This is a genomic window from Streptomyces sp. NPDC026301 (genome assembly GCF_055567935.1).
The window spans coordinates 283,207-306,636 of sequence record NZ_JBVHPN010000003.1 but is presented as its reverse complement, the minus strand read 5'-3'; the positions used below and the strand labels follow the sequence as shown (position 1 = coordinate 306,636).

Sequence of the window (23,430 nt, the reverse complement as noted above, 5' to 3'; positions counted from 1 at the left end):
ATGGCCTAGCCCTTCGTTCTTCTAGGGGCCATTCATGGACGTCTCTTTTCTCGGGGGCCCACAGCCTCAATGCGGTGTGGGCGTCGTTGCGCCCTTCGACTTCGCACTCGACCGCGAGCTGTGGCGCTGGGTACCCGACGACGTGTCCCTCCACCTCACCCGCACCCCTTTCGTGCCCGTCGAGGTCTCGCTCGACCTCGCCCGGCTCGTCAGCGAACACGAAACGCTCCGCGAGGCGGTGCAGGCGCTGTCCGCCGTCGCCCCGCGGGTGGTGTCCTATGCCTGCACCTCGGGCAGTTTCGTCGGCGGCGTGGCGGGCGAGCGCGCCATGTGCGCCGCCATGCAGCAGGCCGGTGAGGTGCCCTCGATGACCACGTCGGGGGCGCTGCTGGACGCGCTGTGCGAGATCGGCGCGCGGCGGGTCGCCCTGGTCACGCCGTACACCAAATCCGTCACCGACTCTCTGGAGGAGTATCTGGCCGAAGCGGGCATCACGGTCACGGGCCGCGCCTACCTGGGCCTGACCCGGCACATCTGGAAGGTGCCGTACCGCGACGTCGTCGACATGGCGCGGCAGGCGGTGGTGGGCGCGACCGACGCGCTCTTCATCAGCTGCACCAACCTCCCGACGTACGACGTGATCCCGCAGCTGGAGGCCGAGCTGCGGATGCCCGTCCTGTCGGCCAACCAGGTCACCATGTGGGGCGCGCTGCGCGCCATCGGCAGCCACGCGGTAGGTCCTTATCAGGCGCTGCTCGACCCCGTCGCGAGACGCGGCCCCGCGGCGCTGTCCGGATCGCCGGACGCCGTGCCGCGGCACCGGCCGGAGCCGGAGGCGGCCTTCGCAGGGCCGCCCGCGGTTCCGGAGGCCGAAGCGGCCGAGGGGCTCGACGTCCCGCCCTTTCCGGACGATACGTACGACGCCTGACGGCCTTTTGGCCGCCGGCGCGTACGCCAGCTGAACAGCACGTCGCTCCGTACACCCGCATCCGCACCACGTATGGGAGATCTGCATGGCCACGGTCGGCTTCCTCTACCCCGGCTACTCCGCCGAGGACGACTACCCCCGTATCGAGTCCCTCCTGGGCGGCGGCGTCCGGCTGCCGCTGGTCCACACCGACATCGGTGAGGACGCGCACCGGGTGGACGCCCTGCTCGAAATGGGGTCGGCGGCGCGGCTGGCCGCAGGGGTCGCCGACCTGAAGGACCGGGGTGCGGAGGCCGTCGTGTGGGCCTGCACGAGCGCCAGCTTCGTCTTCGGCTGGGAGGGCGCGCAGGAGCAGGTCCGGGAGCTGTCGGCGACCGCCGGGCTGCCCGCCTCCAGTACCTCCTTCGCGTTCGCGCGGGCCGTGCAGGCGCTGGGTGCCGAGCGGGTGGCCATCGCGGCGACCTATCCGGAGGACGTGGCCGAGCACTTCCACGCCTTCCTGAAGTCGTCCGGTACGGAGGTCGTCTCGACCCGCGGCAGCGGCATCATCACCGCGGCCGAGGTGGGCACGTGGGGCCTGGAGGAAGTACTGCACCTCGCCCGTACGGGCGACCATCCGGACGCCGAGGTGGTCCTGCTGCCCGACACCGCGCTGCACACTGCCGCGTACCTCCCCGCCGTGGAGGAGGCGCTGCGCAAGCCGGTGCTCACCGCCAACCAGGTCACCGTGTGGGAGGGCCTGCGGCTGCTGGACCGGGAGATCGTCCGGCCGGAGCTGGGGACCCTCTTCGCGGGGCCGCGGCGGGAGGGCTGACCGGGGGCCGGCCACGCGCGGGAATAAACGGAGATGTACTCCGGTTGGTGGCGGGGACGACCCGCTACCTAGGAGGACCCGCACCGTGAGCGGCCACCACGACGAGCGCCGGGGCCCGGCCCCCGAATCCGGCCGGGCCTCCGGCGCACCCGGCACCGACGAGATCCGGGGCACGGCGCACGGCACCGCGCCCGTACCGCTGTCCGTGCTGGACCTGCTGACCGTCGGCGCAGGCAACACCGCCACCGATGCGCTGCGCACCGCCGCCGCCATCGCGCAGACGGCCGAGCGCCGCGGCTACCACCGCTACTGGGTCGCCGAGCACCACTCCATGCCCGGCGTCGCCTCCTCCTCGCCGGCCGTCATCCTGGCCCACCTGGCCGCGCAGACCGAGTCCATCCGGCTCGGCTCGGGCGGCGTGATGCTGCCCAACCACGCGCCCCTGGTGATCGCCGAGCAGTTCGGCACCCTCGAAGCGATGGCCCCAGGGCGTGTCGACCTCGGCCTCGGCCGCGCGCCCGGCACGGACGGCGCCACCGCCGCCGCGCTGCGCCGCAGCGAGCGGCTCAACGAAGGCGCCGACGACTTCCCGCAGCAGCTCGCCGAGCTGATCCGCTTCCTGGACGACGACTTCCCCGACGGGCACCCGTACGCCCGCATCCACGCGGTCCCGGGCCCCGTCCAGGCCACCTCGCCCGGCGGCGTCCAGTCCGCGCACCGCCCGCCGGTCTGGCTGCTCGGCTCCTCCGGCTTCAGCGCCCGCCTCGCCGCCCAGCTCGGCCTGCCGTTCGCCTTCGCGCACCACTTCTCCGCGCAGAACACGATCCCCGCGCTGGACCTGTACCGCGAGACCTTCCGCCCCTCGGCCGTGCTGGACGAGCCGTACGCGCTGATCGGCGTCGGCGCGCTGGCGAGCGAGACCGAGGCGGAGGCCCGCCGGCAGGTGCTGGCCGGGGCGCTGTCCATGGTCCGGCTGCGCACCGGCCGCCCCGGCCTGGTGCCCACGCCGGAGGAGGCGGAGAACCACCCGTACAGCATGGTCGAGGAGGACTTCGTCGAGAGCTGGCTCGGCAACGTCGTGTACGGCACGCCCGACGCGGTCCGCCAGGGCCTGGACGACCTCGCCAAGCGCACCGGCGCCAACGAGCTGATGATCACCGCCAACGCCCACGGCGGCGCGGCCCGCCTCCGCTCCTACGAGCTGATCGCGGACGCGTACGGGCTGCCGGGCGGGGGCGCCTGACGGGGGACGGGGCCGGCGGGGGCGCGGTAGCTCCTGTCGGCCCCGCTTCCCCTCTTTCTTATGTGTTTTCTGCTGGGCCCCCGGTCCCCGCGAGCAGCGCCGGGATCCGGTCGGCCGGCAGCGGGCGGGCGTACAGCCAGCCCTGACCGGTGTCGCAGCCGATGCGGCGCAGCCGTTCGGCCTGCTCGGCGTTCTCCACGCACTCCGCCGTGACCGTCAGGCCCAGCCGGTGCGCCAGCGCCACCAGCGCCTCGACGATCGTCTCGTCCGCCGGGTTCGGATGCTCCTCGGAGCGGAAGCCGCGGACGAAGGAGCCGTCCAGCTTCAGTACGGAGACGGGCAGCCGGCTGAGGTAGGCCAGGTTGGAGTAGCCCGTGCCGAAGTCGTCGATGGCGATCCGGACGCCCATGTCGCTGAGCGCCTGAAGGGCCTGCAGCGGGCGGCCCGCCGAGCCCATCACGGCCGACTCGGTCAGCTCCAGCTGCAGCAGCTCGGGCGCCAGCCGGGTCTCGGCAAGGATCCCGGCCACGTCCGCGACCAGGTCGGAGTCCCAGACCTGGCGGACGGCCACGTTCACGCTCACGAAGAGCGGCGGCTCCTCGGGGCGGGCCAGCTGCCAGGCACGCGCCTGGTGGCAGGCGCGCTCCAGGACCCAGCGGCCCAGCTCGACGATCGCGCCGTTCTCCTCCGCCAATCCGATGAACCGATTCGGCGGAAGTGTCCCGAACTGCGGGTGCCGCCACCGTACGAGCGCCTCCACGCCCTGCGCCCGGCCGTCGCCGAGCCCGACCAGCGGCTGGTACTCCAGCGTGAACTCGCCGCGGTCGACGGCCGGGCGCAGCGTGCTGGAGAGCGCCTGGCGGGTCATGCGGTGCGCGTTGCGCTCCGGGTCGAAGAGCGTCCAGCGGGCCTTGCCGTCCGCCTTGGCCCAGTACAGCGTCGTGTCGGCGGCCTGCATCAGGCCCGTCGCCGTCGTGCCGGCCGCGGCCCGCTCGACCACTCCGATGCTCGCCGAGACCGACAGCCGCTGGCCCGCCAGGTCGAAGGGGCGCTGCAGCGCGTCCAGTACGGACTGCGCCAGGTCGGCCAGCTGCTCGGTACCGGTGGAGTCCTCGACCAGCAGCGCGAACTCGTCGCCGCCCAGCCGGGCCACCAGCTGCCCGCCGCGCCCGGCCCGGCCGGAGGGGCGCTCGCCGCAGTGGGCCAGCCGCTGCGCCACGGCGCCCAGCAGCCGGTCGCCGACGCGGTGCCCGAGCGTGTCGTTGACCGCCTTGAAGCCGTCCAGGTCGAGGTAGCACAGGCCGATCCGGCCCGTGCCGCCCCGGTCGTACGTCGCCGACTCCAGGGCGGCGGCCAGCCGCTCGAAGAACAGGGCGCGGTTGGGCAGCCGGGTCACCGGGTCGTGCATCTGGAGGTGGCGCAGCCGGGCCTGCAGGTCGTGCCGGTCGCTGACGTCCGTGACCGAGAGCAGGACGCGGTCCCCGCCGGGCAGCGGCTCGACGCTCACCTCGGCCCAGAGGGAGTGGCCCTCGGGGTGCTTCAGGCGGCGGGTGCAGCGCAGCCGGTCGCTGCGGCCGGCCAGCACGTCGCGGTACGCGGTCCAGATGTGCGGGTCGCCGCCGAGGTCGGTGAGGTCGGCGGCGGCGGCGGTGACCAGCGCGCGCGGGTCCCTGCCCAGCAGCTCGCCGAAGGCGGGGTTGGCGGCGGTCACCAGCCCGTCGCGGCCGAGGACGGCCATCGGCAGCCGGGCGGCCTCGAAGGCGGCGCGGTAGCCGCCGGGGGAGACGTGGAGGGGGGCGAGGGCGGTGCCGGGGGTGGTGCCGGGAGCGTCGTCCGGTGCGGCGGTGTGCTCGGCGCCCGTATGCGCGGCGCCGTCGCATTCGTTGGCCGTTTCCTCACCCTCCGTGACCGAGGGCAGTGTCGCTCCGGGGGCGCGGCTCGTGCCGTCGGAGTGTCCGCTCACTGCTCGCTCCCGCTGGCGCTGGTCCGGTCGGTCGGTCTCGGGGAAGGGGAATCCGCGGTGTAAGTGTGGCGATCATAGAGGTTTCCCGGACGGCCTAGCCAGCAACACAACCGTGGCGATCGCCATCGATGACGGATGTTTGATGGTTTCTGCGCGCGTCTGTTCGGCGACCGTTGCTGATCGAGCGATTGTGACGTTCCGTGATCACGGAGCGGGGTGTAGCTGTCACTCAACTGGCCCCATGGAACAGGACGAACCCCGACGAACCACCACAGGGTGGATGGGGTGTTCCGAATCCGTTCCGGGAGGTCGATGTGCCGCACTCCCAGACACTCCAGGGGGTGGACCGCGGACGACTGCGGCGGTTCGCCGCGATCGCCACCTCGCTGGTCGCCCTGATCGCCACCTCCATCGTCGCCGCCCCCGCCACCGCCTCCGAAGCCACGCTCTCCTGCGCCCTGCCCCGCGCGGACGTCCACCACTCCGAGGGCCTGGACTCCTGGAACGGCACCTACGCGCGCCCGCTGCACAGCCTCGACGCCGTCATGGTCTTCCTGTCCTTCCCCGACGCGCGGCCGCGCGTCGCGCCCCGCCGGCTGGCCACCGAGTACTTCCCCGCCACCACCCGCTTCTTCGAGACGGCCTCGTACGGCAGGTTCCGGCTGCGCCCCCACGTCCAGCGGCACTGGGTGAAGATGCCGCGCACGTCCGTCGCGTACGGGATACAGCGCGACTGGGACGCCGCCGGGCGCAGCGCCTACCTCGACGACGCGGTGGCGGCGGCCGACGCGGAGGTGGACTTCAGCCGGTACGACATGGTCTACCTGGTCGCCGACCCGGACGCGCCCGGTGTCGACTCCGACGCGACCAAGGTCGTCAACCTCGACCAGCCGCTGACGGCGGACGGCGCCCCGCTGCACCGCTTCGTCACCGTCTTCGAGAACAACCCGCCGGACCACAACGTCCTCGCCCACGAGACCGGCCACGTCTTCGACCTGCCGGACCTCTACCACCGGCCGGCCGACGGCATGGGCGACTGGGACACCCATGTGGGGGACTGGGACCTCATGGGCAGCCAGTTCGGGATGGCCCCCGAGCCCTTCGCCTGGCACAAGTGGAAGCTCGGCTGGCTCGCCGACCGCCAGGTCGACTGCATCCCCGGGAGCGGGAGCACGGTGCGCACGCTGCACCCCCTCTCCGCACCCGTACGCCCCGGTGACCGGCAGCGGTCGCGGTTGCTCGTCGCCCGTACCGGGGAGAGCAGCGCGATCGCGGTGGAGGCGCGGGACGCGACCGGCAACGACCGGGGCATCTGCCGCGAGGGCGTACTCGTCTACCGCGTCCGCAGCGCCACGCCCTCGGGCGAGGGCCCGGTGCAGGTGCTCGACGGCCACCCGCACTCCTCGGCCTGCTGGGGCGCCTCGGTCCACCCGCCGCTCGCGGACGCGCCGCTGGACGTCGGCGAGAGCCTGGACGCGGGGGATGGCGTACGGGTGGCGGTGACGGGCCGGACGGTGGCGGGCGACTGGACGGTCCGGATCACGCGCGAGTGAGCCCGCGGCCGCCGGCCGTCCCGGCACACGACGAAGGCCCTCACCGGAGTGAGGGCCTTCGCTGTCTGTGCGCCGCCAGGGACTCGAACCCCGGACCCGCTGATTAAGAGTCAGCTGCTCTAACCAACTGAGCTAGCGGCGCCTGCTGACGTGGAAAACCTTAGCACCCTGATCGGGGAGGGCAAAAATCGATTCGCCGCAGGTGATCGAGCAGGTGATCGACTTGGTTGGCGCGGGTGCTTCGGGCGCGGCGCTCAGGGGCGGGCGCCGGCGCCGGACGTGGCGGGGCGTTCGGGGTCGGGCGTGGTCGGGTGTACGGGGTCCGGCGCGGCGGGGCGTGCGGCGTCGGGCGCGGCGGGGCTCTCCGAGGGGGCCGAGCGGGCCGCTCGTACGCACGCCCACAGCAGGACGTCCGGGCCGGGCAGCCAGGGATCGCGGACATCCGGGGCGACCAGCCAGCGCGAGGACGGCGGCGGGGCGTCCGGCGCGGGCGCGAAGGGGTGCAGCGGCGGAATGCTCACCGCGTCCCCCGTGCCGTGGCACAGCAGCGGCGGCACCGACCGCGCCCACTCCTCCCAGGAGAGCAGCGCCGGCAGCCGCTGGGCGGTGCCGCGGGCCGCGAACAGCAGCACCCGGCCGCGATGCACGGCGACCGGTCCGGAGCCGGGGCCCGCCCATAAGCAGTCGGCCATCCGGCGGCCGAAGAGGGCGGGGGCGTTGATCACGTCGAACACCGTGCCGCAGGGCAGCACGCTCGGCACCGTGGGATGGGTGGCCCACAGGTGGTGTACCCGACGGGGGTGCGGACTCGCCGAGGCGAGCCAGTCGGCACCGGCGAGCGTGACGTACGACGCGAGGTGGAGGTCGGGGGCCGGGGGCTGGGGCCAGTCACTCATGACGTCAGGTCTACCGGTAGCAGAGGTTCCGTTTCTGCGGATTGCCGGAAAACGGGACACGGGAGAGTGAGACGGAGTATCTTCCTACCCGCATATGCCAACGGCCCATGATCACCGCCGCCTCGGGTCGGTCCGGCCGACCTCGTCGGGCCGGTCTATCCGACCTCGTCCGGGTGGGTGCCGCCGTCGCGCATGAGCGAGCGGCCGAACTCCACCATCTTGCGGGCGTAGTCCTCGGTCCAGCCGGACCGCTCCGCGAGCACCGCCATCGGCAGCCGGTCGAACCGCCGCGGATCGGCGAGCTGCGCCGCCGCCATCGCCTGGAACTCCGTCGCCCGGTCGGCCGCCGCGCGGAAGGCGAGCGCCAGCTCCGTGGAGCGGGACAGCAGCTCGCGGGGGTCCTCGATCGACTCCAGGTCGAAGAAGTGCTCGGGGTCCGCCGTGGCCTCGGGCGGCTCGAACAGCAGCGGCGCCGGTTTCAGGCGCCGGGGCGCGGGGGCCGCACCGCGCGGATCGGGAGCCGACTGCGGCTCGGACATGTACCTACCTCCAGAATCGTGTGCCGCGTCCCATTGTCCCGCGCCGCGCAAGTACGCCCCTTGCAGCCGGGACCCCCGCCGCTACGGCCGCCCCGGCACCCGGGCCCACGGTCGCTACGGCCGCCACGGCACCCGGTGTTCCGCCAGGTGTGCCAGTACCGCGTGGTTCGCCTCCCAGCCGTCCGGGAACTTGACCGTGACGCCGAGCTGGACCGGCTCCGTGGACGGGTGCTCGTCCAGCAGTTGTGTCACGCCCTCGCGGCACACCACGATGCACGCGTGCCGGTGCCGCGAGGCCAGTACGCACAGGCGGCCCGTCTCCAGGTGGAAGGCCGTCGCGTCCGGGCGCCCGGACAGCGGGTGCAGGACGACCGTGACGTCGAACTCCCGGCCCTGGAGGCGGTTCGCCGTGTCCACCGCGACGCCCGTGACGCCCAGCCCGGACAGCGCGGCGCGCACCGCCGCCGCCTGGTCCCGGTGCGCCGTGCCGACCGCGATCCGGTCGGCGGTCAGCGGCGCCGGGTCCGGCCCGCGCTCGCTGACCGTCGCGCCGCCGCGGTCCAGCAGCCGCCGCACCACCTGCGCCACCGCCTGCACCGCCTCGGGGTCCGTGCGCGGCGTATGGCGCGCGGGCAGTTCGAGCAGGCCCCAGCCGGTCTCCGCCGCCTCGTCCACCACCCGGTCCACCGCCGAGCCGTCCGACGGCACGCCCAGCGTCAGCCGCCGGTCGCCGTAGCCCGTACCGCTGCGGAACGGGGTGTACGGATAGAACGCGTGCGACACCAGGGGCGCCGCCGAGGCCGGCAGCCGCCAGGAGACCGGCAGGCGGTGCTGCGGGAGATCCGGATTGTGCGCGAGGAGGGTCGAGACCGCGCTCGCCGACGGGTCGTACGACAGACCCGCCCACTGGTCGGCACCCACCACGCTGAACGGGTCCAGCTGGCCCGGATCGCCGACGAACAGCGCCCGCTCGAAGAGCCCCGCCACGGTCAGCAGCGCGTCCGACCGCATTTGGTACGCCTCGTCCACGATCGCGTGCGGCCAGGGCTCGTCCACCTTCGTGTAGGCCCACTTCGCCGCGGTGGCGACGACGATCGGGAGACCCTTGAGGTCGGCGACCTTCGCGGCCGTACGGACGGAGGGGACGTCCTCCAGCGCCGGGTCGTACGCGCCGGGCTCGCTGCTGTGCAGCCGGCCGACAGGCAGCTCGGGGTCCTTCTCGGCCAGCCGCAGCACCAGGTCGTCGACCTGCGCGTTGGTCTGCGCGACGATCATCAACGGGCGGCCCGCCGCGGCCAGTTCACGCGCGGCGCGCACCACGAGCGTGGACTTGCCCGCGCCCGGCGGCGAGTCCACGACGACGCCGCGCCGGTCGCCGTGCAGCGTGTCGCGCAGGATCGCCTCGGTCGCGGCGGTGGCCGCGGCGCCCGGGTCGAAGGCCGTACGGGCCGGGGCGGGAATTCCGCGGCTCACAGGAAGTCCTCCGCGGTCACGGGGTCGGGATCGGGGAGCGGGGCGGTGGCCTGCACTGATGCGGGCGCGGGGGCCTGCGCGGGCGTGGAGATGGGGGTCTGCGCGGGCGCGGGCGCCGCGGCCCGCGCCGGGACGGCCGTACCGCCGTCGCCGCTGCCCGGCGGCGGTCCGCCGTGCGTCCACGGCGTGTCCTCCGGGTCGGGCAGCTCGGGGCCGCCGCGCGGCGCGTGCTCGAAGAGCGTCCAGCACACCCGGTCGCCCTTCTCCGGCACCGAGCCCGGCTCCGGCGTCTTGCCGCGCCCCATGCCGCCGGTCAGCCGCACGATCAGCGTGCCCGGCTGCTCCGGTACGTACGTCACGAACTCCGCGGTCTGCGTCTTCCCGCCCTCCAGCGGGCGGTACAGCCTGGCCCGCTCCTCCAGCTGCGGCCGGTCGCCCGTGCGCAGCGTGACCAGCGGCCGGGGCATCGGCCGCTTGCCCTCGGACATCGCCATCTCCACCTCGGTCACCTCGCCCTCCATCGCCTCGCCGGTCAGCCGCCGCCCGGCCATCACCAGGGGATCGTCCAGCGCCTCCTGCGCGTCCAGCTGGGCCTGCGCGGTCTCCCGGGAGGCGAGCTTCTGCGCGGCCGTGACCGCGTCGTCCAGCCGGGGCTGCGGCGGCTCCCCGGACCGCACCCGGTCCCGGTGCGCGGTGTAGGACCGGCGGTCCCGCCGCCAGCGGTCGGCCACCCGCGCGCCCTCGGGCAGCGCGCGCAGCAGGTCGATGCCGCGCCACACCGCGTCCCAGGTCGGCCGCAGCACGCTCGCCACCAGCGCGTCGAACTCCTCGCGCGCGCCGGGCAGTCCGGCGTCGTACCGCGCGATGGCCGGCGCGAGCAGGCCGTTGTCGAACGCCGGGTCCGTGGCCGGGCCGGCCGGCGGGCACAGCAGCTGCCCGCGCGCGTCCCGGGCGGTCTCGGCACGCAGCGCGGCGTCCTGCCCCGACTCGCCCTCCGGCGGGTCGATCCAGGCGAGCAGCGCGCCCAGGTGCTGGTCCTCGGCGAGGCTCTGGCCGGTCGCCCAGTGCCGGGAGAGCAGCCCGGTCATCGGCAGCAGCAGGCTGGCTCCGGGCACCCGGGACCGCTCGCCGAGGTGGGTGAGCCAGCGGCCCAGCAGCGGGACGTGCGGCGGCGCGGGATGCGGGGTGTCCGGGTCCTGCTCGGCCGTCCGCCGGAAGCGCATGGAGCGGCCCAGCAGCCGGACGAACTCCACGCCCGCCGCACTGGCCACGATCACCTGCGGCGCGTCCGCGCACAGCTCGGTCTCGACCGTGACCCGCTTGCCGGTCTGCGGGTCGGTCTCCTTGCGCTCGGCGGGCTCGACGTCGTCGGCGAAGGAGTCCACGTACGGCAGGACGGCGGCGGCCAGCTCGGCGAAGAACGCGAACCGCAGGTCACGGTCGCGCGGCTGCGGCACGGTCAGCAGCAGCGGCGCCGCGCGGTCCGTGCCGACCAGCGCGCCGAGCGGCGCACCGGTCTCGCCTGCGGTCGTCAGCGGGACGAACACCAGGGGGCGGGGGGAGAGATGGCGGTGCCGTACGGTCGCGAGCGGCGTGGCCCGGCCCGCCGCCACGGCCTCCATCCTGGCCAGCACGTCGATCAGCGACATTCCGCCTCCTCACGGGGGGCCGGGGCCTGCTCCGGTACCGAAGCCGGTACCGCAGCGGAGGCCGAGGCCAGCGCCTCCGCGCGCAGGGCCGCGGCGCGGCGCAGCGCCTCGGCGGCGGGGTCCTCCGTGCGGGCGGAGCCCTCTGTGCAGGCGGGCGCCTCTCCCGAGGCCGCAGCCAGTACCTCGCCGACCGTGTGCAGCCCGCCCAGTTCGCCGCGCACGCCGCGGCCCAGCGACTCCACCAGGCCCGCCTCGCGGGCCCGGCCGCGGCAGTGGAAGGCCAGCTCGCACGCGGCCAGGCACTCGGGTGCGTACGCCGCGCCGACCGACTCCACCGCCTCCGCCAGCTCCCCGGCCGGCCGGGTGGCGGTCTTGCCGTCGTCCGCGAGCCGCAGGTCGAAGGTGGTGTCCTCGGGGAGCGCGGCGGCCAGCTCGTCGACCCGGGTGAGCCGGCCCAGCTGGCGGCGGGTCGTGGCCAGCTGCTTGCGCAGGTCCACCGGGGCGGCCGCCGGGAGGTTCGAGAAGTCCTTGGGGCAGACCAGCAGAGCGCGGTCGCCGACCCGCGGCGCGTGCCCAGTGCCCTCGGGGGTGTCCGCGCCCTCGGGGGCGTCCTCCGCGCCCTCGGAGATGTGCCGCGCCACCTGCTCGGCGACCTGCTCCAGCGCGAGGGCGTACACCGCCGACTGGCGGGCCGCCGCGCCCACCTTGGCCGTGTCGGCCGTCCCGTCGATCATCGGGAACGACTTGATCTCGATGACGCTCCACAGCCCGTCGGGGTGGACGACCACGGCGTCCGGCTCCAAGTACGCGGGCGAACCGGCCACGTCCAGCGCGAGCATCGGATGGTCCAGGAACGTCCAGCCGCCGCGCGCCGCGGCCTCGCGCAGCGCCAGCGCCGTCCGCGCGGCGCGCCCCTGCGGGCCGGCCGCCGACAGGTCGGGCGTGGCCGCGGCGCCGGGCTCCGGGGGCTCCGTACCGCCCCCGAGATGCTCGGCGGCCAGCCGGATCAGCTCGGCGCCGCCGTCGGCCTTGACCCGCGCCTCGAAGGAATGGCCGCGCGCGATCGCGAACTGGGACTGACCGAAGGGCGCCGGCGAGCCGAGGGCCCGGGCGAGCGCGGCCTTGTCCACGCCCGCGCCGTCCAGCAGCGCGCGGCGCCGGCAGCCGGGGTTGGCGGCCAGCGCGGCGAGCGCCCTGGCGTCCAGCGGGCGGGGCGGTACGCCGGGGCCGCGCAGCTCAGCCAGGCGCGCGCGCAGCCCCGTCGCCGGCCGCGGCCGCGCCTCGCGCGCCGCCGCCGGCTCGGGCCGACTGTCGCGGAAAACGTTCACCTGCGGAAGTCTCGCATCCACCACCGACATTCGCGTGAAGACCAGGCGCACCACCGCTCGCACGGGAGGCGATCACGCCACGCGCGGCCGCCGCGAGCCGGAGCGCCGGGCGGGCCAGGAGGAGGCCCAGGACCATGACGACGCAGCCGGCGAGCGTGTCGAGGAAGTAGTGGTTGGCGGTGCCCATCACGACGACGGTGATGAGCAGCGGATAGGCCAGGCCCACCGCCCTGGTGAGCCGCGAGCCGCCGTACAGCCACAGCGCGACGCCGCACCACAGTGCCCAGCCGACGTGCAGGCTGGGCATCGCCGCGTACTGGTTGGTCAGCCCGCCCAGCCCCCGGGGCGCACTCGCCTCGCCGCCCCACCAGCCGTACGAGGCGTACTCCGCCATCGTGTCGGTGAAGCCGTGCACCGCCGTCAGCAACCGGGGCGGGGCGGTGGGCAGCAGCGTGAAGCCGACCAGCCCGATCAAGGTGGAGAGCAGCAGCCAGGTGCGCAGGAGGCGGTACCGGCCCGGGTGCCGGCGCCACAGCCATACGAGGATCGCGGGCGTGACCAGATAGTGCAGCGCCGCGTACACGAAGGCGGCGGGTATGCCGAGTGCGGGCGTGCCGGAGAAGAGGCGGTTCAGCGGGCGCTCGACAGCGAGGTGCAGGAACCGCTCGGCGTCCAGCAGCTTCTCGCCGTGCCCGGTGGCGGCGCCCACGTCGCCCCTGGCCAGCAGCCGGCCGGCGGAGTAGGCCGCGTAGACGAGCGCGAGCAGCGGCAGCTCGGCCCACCAGTGCGGCGGCCGGGTGCCGCGTGCTGCGGGGATGTGCGGTGCGGCGTGCACCCGGAACGTACTCACCGTGTCCAGCCTTCGTGTCCGTCTCGCTGTCAGCAGCGATCAACTGTACGCCGTATGGTTCTGTCGACTGTACGTCGTATGGCTACGGGGCCTGTGGGGCGTACGGGACAGGTGCGCGATGATGGACCGGACGGAACGAGACGTACTGCCGCCGGCCCCGTACGGCGGCACGAACGAGCAAGGCCGGCGGCGAGCGGGTTCGCGCCGGTGAGAGGTAATCCCATGGCACCGCGCATCCTGCTGGCCCGGCACGGGCAGACGGAGTGGTCCCTGTCCGGCAAGCACACCGGGCGCACGGACATCCCGCTCCTCGACGAGGGCCGGCGCGGCGCCAAGCTGCTCGGCGAGCGGCTGCACCGCGCGCCCTGGAACGGGCTCCCGGACGTGGACGTGCGCACCAGCCCCCTGATCCGCGCCAAGGAGACCTGCGAGCTGGCCGGCTTCGGGGACCGCGCGGCGGACTGGGACGCGCTCATGGAGGTCGACTACGGCGCGTACGAGGGCCTGACGCCCGCCGAGATCAAGGCGGACCGGCCCGACTGGCTCATCTGGCGGGACGGCGTCCCCGAGGGCGAGACGCTCGCCGAGGTGACGCGGCGGGTGGACGGCGTCATCGAGGAGGTGCGCTCGGGCGGCCGCGACGTGCTCGTCTTCGCGCACGGCCACATCCTGCGGTCGCTGTGCGCCCGCTGGCTCGGCGAGGACATCTCCTTCGGCGCCCGTATCCGCCTCGACCCGACCTCCCTGTCGGTGCTCGGCTGGGCCTACGGCGCCCCGGCCATCGAACGCTGGAACGACACGGGCCACCTCGGCTGACGACGGCCGGACCGGAGGCGGGCGGCCGCACCTCAGGGGCCGTCGAGCGCTCAGGCCGGCCGTGCCACCGCCGCGTGCCGGTCCAGGAAGGCGGCGACGCCCGCGGCACTGCGCTGCCGGCGGAGCGTCCTGGCCGTGCCGGCCAGCATCGTACGGATGCGGGCCGAGCCGACCTCGTCCAGCAGGTCCAGGGCGCGGAGCCCGGCGGCGGCCGCCTCGTCGGGCGCGCCGCTGCCCGCCAGATCGCCCGCCAGCTCCGCCGTGAACAGCGCGATGTTGCGCGTGAAGTGCGGGTCCTGGAGCGCCACGGCGCGGCGCGCGTGCTCCGCCGCGCGCCCCCGTTCCCCCAGTGCCGACCAGCACTGCGCCTCCAGACCCGCGAGTTCGGCGTCCCCGTAGAAGGACATCCACTCCGGGTCGGCGTCCGACGGCCCGTGGGCGAAGAGCCGGTGCGCCCGCAGCAGCGCCTCCTCGCAGCCCGCCCGGTCGCCGAGGCCCGCCCAGCCGCCCGCCTCGCGCAGCGCCAGCAAGGAGAGCAGGCGACGCGAGGAGAGGTGCTTCGCGGCGTGCTGGGCGGCCTGCGCCGCGCGTACCGCCTCGCGCGGCCGGCCCGCGTCCCGGGCGAGGAACGCGGTGTTGCAGAACGCGTGCGCCTCCAGGGCCGGGTCGCCCGCGACCCGTGCGGTGGCCAGCGCCTCCGCGTAGTGCGAGCGGGCGTCCCCGAAGCGGCCCGAGTCGTGGGCCAGCCAGCCCACGGAGATGGCCAGTTCACCGGCGCCCGCGTGCAGCCGGTCGGCGACCGACTGGCGGTGTGTCCCGGCGTCCAGGAGCTCGTAGGCGGCGCGCAGCGGCTGGGCCGCGCGCTGGTAGATGCCCTCGGCGCCGTGCCGGTCGTCCAGCAGCCGGATGCGGCGCACCGCGTCCTCCACGGCCGCCGCCTCGGCTCCTCCCGCACGTCTCCCGCCGCCCGTGAGGGGCGGTACGGACTCTGCGGACCCGAAGGGCGCCAGGCCGGCGATCCCCAGGGCGGCGGCCGGGCCGCCGGTCATGAACGCGCGACGCAGCACGTCGCTCTCCTCGTAGCTCTGAATGGATGTGTCGCGGTGGTCGTGCGGTGCCGGGAGCGCGGCGCCCGCGTGCGCCCGCGCCCCCCGTCCGCGTACCGTCTCGCGCGGCGCGAACCCCATGTCGGCCGGTGTGAGGCCGGGGAACATGTGCCGGAACACCCGCTCGTAGGCGTAGTTGGGGCACCGGATCTCCCCGGCCTCGACGCGCCCCACGTAGCGCGCGTCGCACGAGACCTGCTCGCCGATCTCACGGGCGGCCCGGCGCACGGCAGCCGCGAACTCGCCGGGTGACAACCGGCCGCGCAACTGCCGGAAGGCGGTGTTCGGGCGGGCCGGCAGGTCGCGGGCCGACGCTGCTGGACCTGTGGGCGACGTCATGGCGGACCCTCTCCATGCCATCCGTGCGGCGATGCCGCACCCTGGGCGGCGCGGCGGGACGACGGTACCGTCCGTGACACCCTCGATACGGAGAGTTTGTTTACAAAAGGGATATCTCACCCGGCATCCGCCATGAAGTGCCATCCTTTACAGCGTCCTGACGCCGTTGCTGTTGACGCGCTTTCGCGTTGCATCAGGTGTAGGAGCGGCGCGTCAGGAGGAGGGGTTTCCGTGCTGGAGGCCGGCGTGGGCAAGGGTGTCGTCGAATCCGCTTCGGGTGTGCCGGGCATCACCGGGACCGCCGAGCCGCCCGGCGACCTCGACCTTGTCACGGTGCCGGCCCGGCAAGGCCTGGAGGCGGTGGACATTCTCCGGCTGCGCGACGGCGTCGGCCCGGTCCTGCACGACGACGCCTGCGACACCCTCGGCTTTCTGGTGCCCCCGGGCACGGCCGACGGCTGGGACCTGCCCGGCAGCGCCTGTACGCAGACGTACGGCGGCGGGCGGGGGAGCGGCGTGCGCGGCGCGGACGAGCCGCCGGTCGCCGGCACGGGGTGGCTGGTCCCCCCGGAGGGCGCCTTCGCCGCGGCGACCGACCCCGCGGTGCTGCGCGCCGCGCTCGGCGAGGCGGCCCGCACGATCGAGGCCGTCGACCGCTGCCGCTGAGGGCCGGTGTCCGAACGGCCGCCCCGCGCCCGGGCCGGAGCCGCTGAGCGGCCCCCGCGGCCCGCGGCCCGCCCGGTCCCGTCGGGGATACTGGCCGGATGGCGAAGAACAGGCGGGCGCGTGCGGCGCGGGAGCCGGTGACGGCGGAGGTGACCGGTGGCCGCGCCGAGCTGCGGCCCGACCGGGACCGGCCGCGCGGCTGGACGCTGCTGATCGACGGCGCCCCGCAGTCCCATGTGGACCTGGACGACCCGGCGTACCTCGACTTCTCCTACCAGCGGCGGCTCGGCCACATCGCCGACCTCGCGGGCCCGCCCGGCAAGCCGCTGCGCGTGCTGCACCTCGGGGGCGGCGCGCTCACCCTGGCGCGTTACGTCGCGGCGACCCGCCCGCGCTCCACCCAGCAGGTCGTGGAGATCGACGCGCCGCTCGTGCAGTTCGTCCGCGAGCAGCTGCCACTGGAGACCGGGGCGCGCGTCAAGGTACGCGGCGGCGACGCCCGCGCCGGGCTCGCCAAGGTCCCGGACGGCTGGGCCGACCTGATCATCGCCGACGTGTTCGGCGGCGCCCGTACGCCCGCGCACCTGACCAGTACGGAATTCGTCAGCGAGGCGGCGCGGGCGCTGGCGCCCGGCGGCTGGTACGCGGCCAACCTCGCGGACGGCCCGCCGCTGGCCTTCGTACGCGCCCAGATCGCCACCGTGGGCGCGGTCTTCGGCGAGCTGTGCCTGACCGCCGCGCCCCCGGTGCTGCGCGGCAAGCGCTTCGGGAACGCCGTACTGCTCGCCGCCGACGGCCCGCTGCCGGTCGCCGAGCTGACCCGGCGGGCCGCGACCGACCCGGAGACCGGGCGCGTCGAACACGGGCGCGCACTGCGGGACTTCGCCGGGGGAGCCGTGCCGGTCACGGACGCCACCGCCGTCGCCTCGCCCGCGCCGCCGCCGGGCACCTTCGACTGAGGCCCCTCCAGGGACCTTCGACCGAGGCCGCACCCGTGTGCCCCACCCCTGCTTCGGGCTACCGCGCGTGGTTGTCCGTCGTGACCGTCGGCGGGTGGCCGTTCCACGTACAGATCACCGACGTGCGGTCGTTGCCGCGGGTGAAGTCGACGCGGAGCCAGCCGTCCTGCTTCCACACCTGCATCTGCCAGCCGGGCCCCGGCGTGGCCGAGACCAGCTCGGCGTACGTCTCCCGCAGGTCCAGGACGACCCGGCCGCCGTCGGTGCGGTAGCCCCTGACCGTGCCCGCGTCCGTGCCCGGCGCGGTGGATCCGGGGGCGGCGGAGGAGCGGTCCGGTGCCGGGCTGTGCGGCGGCGAGGACGGCGCCTCCTGGGGCCGGCCGGTGGTCCGGCTCGGGGAGGGGGCGGGGGACGGCGTGCCGGAGGGCTTGGGGCGGTGGGTGGAGGACGCGCGGGGTGTGGCGCTGCTCGCGGAACCGGGCTGCGCGCCGGGCGCGTTGTCGGAGATCGGGAGCGCGCGCGGCGGGTCGTACGCCGTACCGGAGACGACCGTGTGCACGCCGAACCACGACAGCGTGACCGCGGCGCCCGTCGCCAGCGTCCAGGCAGCAGCGTGAACCAGTCCTCGTCGCACCCGGTTCATACTGCACCACCCCGGGCGCCGCGCACGACGCTCCGCCGCAGGGCCGTACGAAACGGACGACGATCGTCAATGGCCGGTCAAGAACCGCACCCGAATGGCGTACGGTGCCGCCCATGGCTCGTGTGCTCGTGGTCGAGGACGACCAGTTCGTCCGCTCGGCTCTCATCCGGCATCTGTCCGACGCCGCACACACCGTGCGCAGCGTCGGCACCGCCCTGGAGGCGCTGCGCGAGGTGGCCCAGGTCGGCTTCGACGTGGTCGTACTGGACCTCGGGCTGCCCGACCTGGACGGCCGCGAGGCGCTGAAGATGCTGCGCGGGATCACCGACGTCCCCGTGATCGTCGCCACAGCCCGCGACGACGAGGCCGAGATCGTCCGGCTGCTCAACGACGGCGCCGACGACTACCTCACCAAGCCGTTCTCCGTGGAGCACCTGTCCGCCCGGATGGCCGCCGTACTGCGCCGCGCCCGCAACCAGGGGCCGGGCGGCGGGCCGCCGCCCTCCCGGGTACTCCAGGTCGGCGGCCTGTCCATCGACCCGCTGCGCCGCCAGGCCGAGCTGGACGGGACCGTGCTGGACCTGACCCGCCGCGAGTTCGACCTGCTGGCGTTCCTGGCCGGGCGCCCCGGCGTGGTCGTGGCCCGCAAGGAGCTGCTGGCCGAGGTGTGGCAGCAGTCCTACGGCGACGACCAGACCATCGACGTCCACCTGTCCTGGCTGCGCCGCAAACTGGGTGAGACCGCCGCCAGCCCCCACTACCTGCACACGCTGCGCGGCGTCGGCGTGAAGCTGGAGCCCCCGCAGGAAGTACCCCGGCAGGCCGGGCCCCGGCCGTGAGATGGGCGCTGGTCAAGGTCGCGCTCGCGGTCACGGCCATGGTGGTGATCGCGTTCGCCGTCCCGCTCGGCATGGTCGTCAAGGAGCTGGCCCGGGACCGCGCGTTCGCCAACGCCGAGCGGCAGGCCGCCGCGATCGGCCCGGTACTCGCCATCACCACCGACCGCACCGCGCTGACCCGCGCGGTCGCCAGCGCCGAGACCGGTCCCGGCGGCCAGCTCGGCGTCCACGTACCGCCGACGGGCCGGGGCGGCGCGCCCGCGGTGATCGGCGCGGGCCGGGCGCGGGCCGCGGAGGTCGCGCGGGCCGCGCGGTACGGCCGCGCGTCCGTCGCCACCGTCCGCGGCGGCTCCTCGCTGCTCCAGCCCACCGCGGTCGCCTCCGGCACCGCCGTAGTGGAGGTCTTCGTCCCCGAAGCGGCGGTCACCAACGGCGTCACGACGTCCTGGGCACTGCTCGCCGGGGTCGGCCTCGCGCTGATCGTCGGCTCGGTGGCGGTCGCCGACCGGCTCGGTACCCGGATGGTGCGGCCCGCCGAGCGGCTCGCGGGCGCGGCGCACGACCTCGGCGACGGCAAGCTGGGCGTACGGGTCCTGGAGGACGGCCCCAAGGAGCTGCGCTCGGCGGCCGTGGCCTTCAACTCCATGGCCGACCAGGTCGTCCAGCTGCTCGCCAACGAACGCGAGCTGGCCGCCGACCTCAGCCACCGCCTGCGCACCCCGCTCACCGTGCTGCGCCTGAACGCGGCCTCGCTCGGCGAGGGCCCGGCCGCCGAGCACACCCGCGCCGCCGTCGCCCAGCTGGAGCGCGAGGTGGACCAGATCATCCGTACCGCGCGCGAGCAGCAGGCGCTGACCCAGCAGGCGGCAGCGGCGGCCGGGTGCGACGCGGCCGAGGTGATCCGGGAGCGGATGGGCTTCTGGTCGGCGCTCGCGGAGGACGAGGGGCGCACGGTACGGGTGGCGGGCACGGACCGTCCCGTACGCGTCCCCGTCGCGCGCCCCGAGCTGGCCGCCGCGCTGGACGCGCTGCTCGGCAACGTCTTCCGGCACACGCCCGAGGGCACCGCGTTCGCCGTGGACGTGCACAACGCCGAGGACGCGGTGATCGTGCTGGTCTCGGACGCGGGGCCCGGCATCGCCGACCCGGCCGCCGCGCTGCGGCGCGGCCACGGCCACGGCGGCGACGGCTCGACCGGGCTGGGCCTGGACATCGCCCGCCGTCTCGCGGAGTCCACCGGCGGCGACGTCCGGATCGGCCGCTCGGTCCTGGGCGGTACCGAGGTACGCATCTGGCTCGCGCTGCACGACAGGCGCGGCCGCGGCCCGGCCGGCCGCCGCCACCGGGCCCGCCGCCTGGGCCGGCTCCGCCGGCGGGCCCTCCGGCAGCGCGTTCCCCGGCCGCGCTGAACGCCGCCGCTTAACCGCTCCCTTCCGGCGCCTTAAGCGGGCCATAAGTCCTGCGGTCCGTGCGCCGTACCTGCCGTTTGTCCGTTTCCCGGTCGCTAGCGTGCCGGACGCACCAGGGACCACACACCCCCCACGAGACGACAGGCAGGCACCAGATGAGTTCTCCGGCACACCGCCGCCGTACGAGCCGCACGGTCAAGCTGATCGGCGCCGGCGCCGCCGTCGCGCTCGCCGCGGGCGGCGCTTTCGCCGTCGCCGGCGCGGCCCAGGCGAGCAAGGCCCCGGCCGAACGGGCCGCGGCGGGCGGCGCGTTCGCCCCGTACGTCGACACCTCGCTCAGCCCCGCGTACGACCTGGTGGACACGGCGAAGAAGACCGGAGTGAAGACCTTCAACCTCGCCTTCGTCACCTCCGGCGGTGGCTGCGACCCCAAGTGGGGCGGCAGCGGCGCGCTGGACGGCGACCCGGTCGCGCAGCAGATACCGAAGTTGCGCGCCGAAGGCGGCGACGTGCGCGTCTCGTTCGGCGGCGCGGCCGGCTCCGAGCTGGGACTCGCCTGCGGCTCGGCGGACGAACTGGCCGCCGCGTACGGCAAGGTCGTCGACGCGTACGACCTGAAGAAGGCCGACTTCGACATCGAGGGCGGCGCGCTGCCGAACGCCGAGGCCAACACCCGCCGCGCGCAGGCCATCGCGCGGCTCCAGAAGGACCACCCGGACCTGGACGTCTCCTTCACCCTCCCCGTCATGCCCGAGGGGCTGACCCCGGACGGCGTGAAGCTGCTCGCCGACGCCGGGAAGAACGGGGTGAAGATCTCCGCCGTCAACATCATGGCGATGGACTACGGGGCCTCGTACGACGGCGACATGGGGAAGTACGCGATCCAGGCCGCCACCGCCACCCAGAAGCAGGTCAAGGACGCCCTCGGGCTGAGCGACGCGGACGCCTGGAAGGCGGTCGCCGTGACCCCGATGATAGGCGTCAACGACGTGGCGACCGAGGTCTTCACGCAGGACGACGCCAAGGAACTGGCGGACTTCGCCGCGTCCCAGCACCTGGGCTGGCTGTCGATGTGGTCCGCCACCCGTGACAAGGCGTGCGACGGCGGCTCCTCCGGCACCGCCCAGCCGACCTGCAGCTCCGTCGACCAGCAGCCGCTGGACTTCACCAAGGCCCTCGGCGCCTACCAGGGCTGACCCGGACCACCCCCCACACCAGCGGGGCGCAGCGGACCCCCCCACCCCCCCCCCCCCCCCCCCCCCCCCCACGGCCCCTGCCCCCCCCGCTTCCGCTTGTTCCGCACCGCACCGATCTGGTGCCGCTTTCCGCCGTTCCGCCGCGTTCCGCTGTGTAATGGCCGCATACATTCGCGGCCGGGAGTCCGGAGGCAGCCATGGCAGCGGCAGGGCGCGGTGGTCGGCGCGGCGGACGCCCCACGCTCGAGGAGGTGGCGGCGCGGGCCGGCGTCGGCCGGGGCACCGTCTCCCGGGTCGTCAACGGCTCGCCCCGGGTGAGCCCCCGTACGCGCGCCGCCGTCGAGCGCGCCATCGCCGAGCTGGAGTACGTACCGCACGGCGCGGCCCGCGCGCTGGCCGCGGACCGTACCGACGCCGTCGCGCTGGTCATCCCGGAGCCCGAGACCCGGCTGTTCGCCGAGCCGTACTTCTCCGGGATCATCCGCGGGGTCGGCGCCGGGCTCGCCGACACCGACCTCCAGCTGCTGCTGATCCTGGTCCGTACGCCCAAGGAGCGGCAGCGGCTGGGCCAGTACCTCGCCGCGCACCGCGTGGACGGCGTGCTGCTGGTCTCCGTGCACGCGGACGACCCGCTGCCCGACCTGCTGTCCCGGCTGGAGCTGCCCGCGGTGCTCAGCGGCCGCCGCTCCGCCCGCGAGACCGTGCCGTACGTCGACTCCGACAACACCGGCGGGGCCCGGGCCGCGGCGCGGCACCTTCTGGAGCGCGGCCGGCGGACGATCGCCACGATCGCCGGGCCGCCGGACATGTACGCGGCACAGTGCCGGCTGGCCGGCTACCGGCAGGCGCTGGAGGACACCGGGCACGACCCGGACGAGGCGCTGATCGTCCCGGCGGACTTCACGGAGGACGGCGGGCGGCGGGCGATGGCCGCGCTGCTGGACCGCCGCCCGGACGTGGACGCGGTCTTCGCGGCCTCGGACGTGATGGCGGCGGGGGCGCTGGCGGTGCTGCGGGAACGCGGCCGGCGGGTGCCGGAGGACGTGGCGCTGGTCGGGTTCGACGACTCGGCCGTCGCGCGCCACCTGGTCCCGCCGCTGAGCAGTGTGCGGCAGCCGATCGAGGAGATGGGCCGGGCGATGGCCCGGGTCCTGATCGAGGAGATCGCCGAACGCTCCCGCGAGCGCCCGCAGCTGGTCCTGCCGACGGAGCTGGTCGTCCGCGAGTCCTCGTGACCGCCGCCCGTACGGTCAGGAAGCGCTGCCGCGCACGCTCTCCCGGAAGGCGATCGGCGTGACGCCCGCCCGGTGCAGGAAGTACTTGCTGAAGTTCGTCGCGTCCTCGAAGCCGAGGCGGCGGGCGATCCCGGCCGCCGGCAGGTCGCCGTGCGCGAGCAGCCGCTTGGCCTCCAGTACGACCCTGCGGTCGATGAACTCCTTCGCGCCGATCCCGGCGGCGGCCTCCGCGGCGCGGGAGAGCGTACGCGGCGAATAGCCCAGCGCCCGGGCGTAGTCCGCGACCCGCCGACTGGCCGCGAAGTCCCGCTCGACGGCGTCCCGGAAGCGCAGGAACGTCGCCGTCGCCGCGCAGTCACCGGCGTCGTCCGCGACGTCCCGCACCAAGTGCGCGGCGCGCAGCACCAGTACGGACAGCAGATGCCGCAGCACCTCCAGATGCGCCTCCAGCGGCAGCCCGCACAGCGCGCCGAACTCGCGGTGCAGATGGTCCAGCGCCGCCCGCGTCGCCGCCCCGGCCGCCTCCTCCGGATGCCGCACGGCCGGGCCGTACCAGTCCTCCAGACGGGCCGCCGTGGCTGTCGCCGGATCGAGGAAGCCGGACTCGAAGAGCACGAGGACGCCCGCCGCCTCCGTCAGGTCCCCGAAGTGCTGCACCTGGCCCGGCCGTACCCACAGCCAGTCGCCCGGCGCCAGCTCGTGCGCGCGGAAGTCGACGGTGTGGGAGAGCCGGCCCGCGTCCAGCGCGAGGAGGTGGTGGAAGCCGGGGCGGTGCGGGACGGCCAGCGCGCAGGCGTCGGCCCGCGCGCGCAGCTCGGCGAGCGTCATGACCTCCACGCCCGCGGGCCGCCCGGCCGGCGCCGAGAAGGTGACCTCGGGGATCTGCTCTTGTCGCTTTTCCACCATGACTCGTCCCGCACCTACCCCGAAATGCCTAGCTTTTCCCTCTAGCGTAGAAGACGTCAGCGCGGCTGATGGCAGAAAAC

20 protein-coding genes, 1 tRNA gene and 1 pseudogene are annotated in these 23,430 nt (G+C 74.9%); 11 read left to right on the top strand and 11 right to left on the bottom strand.

Translation table 11 applies throughout. From position 1 onward, the window contains the following. Window positions 1-34: 34 nt before the first annotated feature. From ACZ4MH_RS07070 to ACZ4MH_RS07060, 3 genes are all read left to right on the top strand, one after another. Window positions 35-928: a maleate cis-trans isomerase family protein gene (locus ACZ4MH_RS07070; RefSeq protein ID WP_351599553.1), complete on the top strand. Its 894-nt coding sequence runs from the start codon at window positions 35-37 to the stop codon at window positions 926-928. An 85-nt stretch (window positions 929-1,013) separates the two neighbouring features. Continuing rightward, the gene (locus tag ACZ4MH_RS07065; RefSeq protein ID WP_351599554.1) at window positions 1,014-1,742 is read left to right on the top strand and encodes a maleate cis-trans isomerase family protein; all 729 of its coding nucleotides are present in this window, start codon (window positions 1,014-1,016) and stop codon (window positions 1,740-1,742) included. Between the two features lie 85 nt (window positions 1,743-1,827). After that, window positions 1,828-2,985, top strand: a complete 1,158-nt coding sequence (locus ACZ4MH_RS07060; RefSeq protein ID WP_467754344.1) for an LLM class flavin-dependent oxidoreductase — start codon at window positions 1,828-1,830, stop codon at window positions 2,983-2,985. A 58-nt stretch (window positions 2,986-3,043) separates the two neighbouring features. Here ACZ4MH_RS07060 and ACZ4MH_RS07055 read toward each other — a convergent pair whose 3' ends face one another. After that, window positions 3,044-4,948, bottom strand: coding sequence for a putative bifunctional diguanylate cyclase/phosphodiesterase (locus ACZ4MH_RS07055; protein ID WP_351599555.1), 1,905 nt, complete (start codon window positions 4,946-4,948; stop codon window positions 3,044-3,046). Window positions 4,949-5,289: 341 nt separating this feature from the next. Between ACZ4MH_RS07055 and ACZ4MH_RS07050 the strand changes: the two genes are divergently transcribed. After that, window positions 5,290-6,501, top strand: coding sequence for a M6 family metalloprotease domain-containing protein (locus ACZ4MH_RS07050; RefSeq protein ID WP_351599556.1), 1,212 nt, complete (start codon window positions 5,290-5,292; stop codon window positions 6,499-6,501). A gap of 68 nt (window positions 6,502-6,569) precedes the next feature. On the opposite strand, the gene ACZ4MH_RS07045 is transcribed toward ACZ4MH_RS07050, so the two are convergent. The 7 genes from ACZ4MH_RS07045 to ACZ4MH_RS07015 all read right to left on the bottom strand — a co-directional run bounded on the left by ACZ4MH_RS07045 (window position 6,570) and on the right by ACZ4MH_RS07015 (window position 13,236). Further along, window positions 6,570-6,643, bottom strand: a tRNA-Lys gene (locus tag ACZ4MH_RS07045). 112 nt (window positions 6,644-6,755) lie between these two features. Beyond that, window positions 6,756-7,397 (bottom strand): hypothetical protein, encoded by a 642-nt coding sequence (locus tag ACZ4MH_RS07040; RefSeq protein WP_351599557.1) that lies wholly within the window; start codon window positions 7,395-7,397, stop codon window positions 6,756-6,758. A gap of 155 nt (window positions 7,398-7,552) precedes the next feature. Continuing rightward, window positions 7,553-7,936, bottom strand: coding sequence for a hypothetical protein (locus tag ACZ4MH_RS07035; RefSeq protein WP_351599558.1), 384 nt, complete (start codon window positions 7,934-7,936; stop codon window positions 7,553-7,555). Window positions 7,937-8,050: 114 nt separating this feature from the next. Continuing rightward, entirely contained in the window at window positions 8,051-9,409 is a 1,359-nt protein-coding gene (locus ACZ4MH_RS07030; protein WP_467754341.1) for an AAA domain-containing protein, read from the bottom strand. Further along, window positions 9,406-11,058, bottom strand: a complete 1,653-nt coding sequence (locus tag ACZ4MH_RS07025; RefSeq protein ID WP_351602112.1) for a hypothetical protein — start codon at window positions 11,056-11,058, stop codon at window positions 9,406-9,408. Before ACZ4MH_RS07025 ends, ACZ4MH_RS07030 begins: the two co-directional genes overlap by 4 nt. Further along, window positions 11,049-12,386, bottom strand: coding sequence for a hypothetical protein (locus ACZ4MH_RS07020; RefSeq protein ID WP_467754339.1), 1,338 nt, complete (start codon window positions 12,384-12,386; stop codon window positions 11,049-11,051). Before ACZ4MH_RS07020 ends, ACZ4MH_RS07025 begins: the two co-directional genes overlap by 10 nt. Beyond that, window positions 12,295-13,236 carry a phosphatase PAP2 family protein gene (locus ACZ4MH_RS07015; RefSeq protein WP_467754337.1) on the bottom strand — a complete coding sequence of 314 codons (942 nt, stop codon included), beginning with the start codon at window positions 13,234-13,236 and terminating at the stop codon, window positions 12,295-12,297. Before ACZ4MH_RS07015 ends, ACZ4MH_RS07020 begins: the two co-directional genes overlap by 92 nt. Window positions 13,237-13,458: 222 nt before the next feature. On the opposite strand from ACZ4MH_RS07015, the gene ACZ4MH_RS07010 reads away from it, so the two are divergent. Then, window positions 13,459-14,052 carry a histidine phosphatase family protein gene (locus ACZ4MH_RS07010; protein ID WP_351601546.1) on the top strand — a complete coding sequence of 198 codons (594 nt, stop codon included), beginning with the start codon at window positions 13,459-13,461 and terminating at the stop codon, window positions 14,050-14,052. A 50-nt stretch (window positions 14,053-14,102) separates the two neighbouring features. Here the strand turns inward: ACZ4MH_RS07010 and ACZ4MH_RS07005 are convergent, their stop codons facing one another. Further along, on the bottom strand, window positions 14,103-15,497 hold the full coding sequence (locus ACZ4MH_RS07005) for a tetratricopeptide repeat protein (protein ID WP_351601544.1): 1,395 nt from the start codon (window positions 15,495-15,497) through the stop codon (window positions 14,103-14,105). Window positions 15,498-15,728: 231 nt separating this feature from the next. Here ACZ4MH_RS07005 and ACZ4MH_RS07000 point away from each other — a divergent pair, with 231 nt between their 5' ends. Continuing rightward, window positions 15,729-16,163, top strand: coding sequence for a hypothetical protein (locus ACZ4MH_RS07000; RefSeq protein ID WP_351601541.1), 435 nt, complete (start codon window positions 15,729-15,731; stop codon window positions 16,161-16,163). Window positions 16,164-16,261: 98 nt separating this feature from the next. Beyond that, window positions 16,262-17,122: a spermidine synthase gene (locus ACZ4MH_RS06995; RefSeq protein ID WP_351601538.1), complete on the top strand. Its 861-nt coding sequence runs from the start codon at window positions 16,262-16,264 to the stop codon at window positions 17,120-17,122. 58 nt (window positions 17,123-17,180) lie between these two features. On the opposite strand, the gene ACZ4MH_RS06990 is transcribed toward ACZ4MH_RS06995, so the two are convergent. Further along, window positions 17,181-17,756: a hypothetical protein gene (locus ACZ4MH_RS06990; RefSeq protein WP_351601535.1), complete on the bottom strand. Its 576-nt coding sequence runs from the start codon at window positions 17,754-17,756 to the stop codon at window positions 17,181-17,183. A gap of 122 nt (window positions 17,757-17,878) precedes the next feature. On the opposite strand from ACZ4MH_RS06990, the gene ACZ4MH_RS06985 reads away from it, so the two are divergent. From ACZ4MH_RS06985 to ACZ4MH_RS06970, 4 genes and pseudogenes are all read left to right on the top strand, one after another. Then, window positions 17,879-18,604: a response regulator transcription factor gene (locus tag ACZ4MH_RS06985; protein WP_351601532.1), complete on the top strand. Its 726-nt coding sequence runs from the start codon at window positions 17,879-17,881 to the stop codon at window positions 18,602-18,604. Continuing rightward, complete coding sequence (locus ACZ4MH_RS06980; protein WP_467754332.1) at window positions 18,601-20,013, top strand: HAMP domain-containing sensor histidine kinase; 1,413 nt, start codon at window positions 18,601-18,603, stop codon at window positions 20,011-20,013. The genes ACZ4MH_RS06985 and ACZ4MH_RS06980 overlap by 4 nt, the downstream gene beginning before the upstream one ends. A gap of 296 nt (window positions 20,014-20,309) precedes the next feature. Continuing rightward, window positions 20,310-21,209: pseudogene (locus ACZ4MH_RS06975) on the top strand (chitinase); the annotation flags it as partial. A gap of 197 nt (window positions 21,210-21,406) precedes the next feature. Continuing rightward, window positions 21,407-22,444, top strand: coding sequence for a LacI family DNA-binding transcriptional regulator (locus tag ACZ4MH_RS06970; RefSeq protein ID WP_351601941.1), 1,038 nt, complete (start codon window positions 21,407-21,409; stop codon window positions 22,442-22,444). Window positions 22,445-22,459: 15 nt separating this feature from the next. Here ACZ4MH_RS06970 and ACZ4MH_RS06965 read toward each other — a convergent pair whose 3' ends face one another. Further along, window positions 22,460-23,350, bottom strand: coding sequence for a helix-turn-helix domain-containing protein (locus ACZ4MH_RS06965; protein WP_351601938.1), 891 nt, complete (start codon window positions 23,348-23,350; stop codon window positions 22,460-22,462). Window positions 23,351-23,430 lie beyond the last annotated feature (80 nt).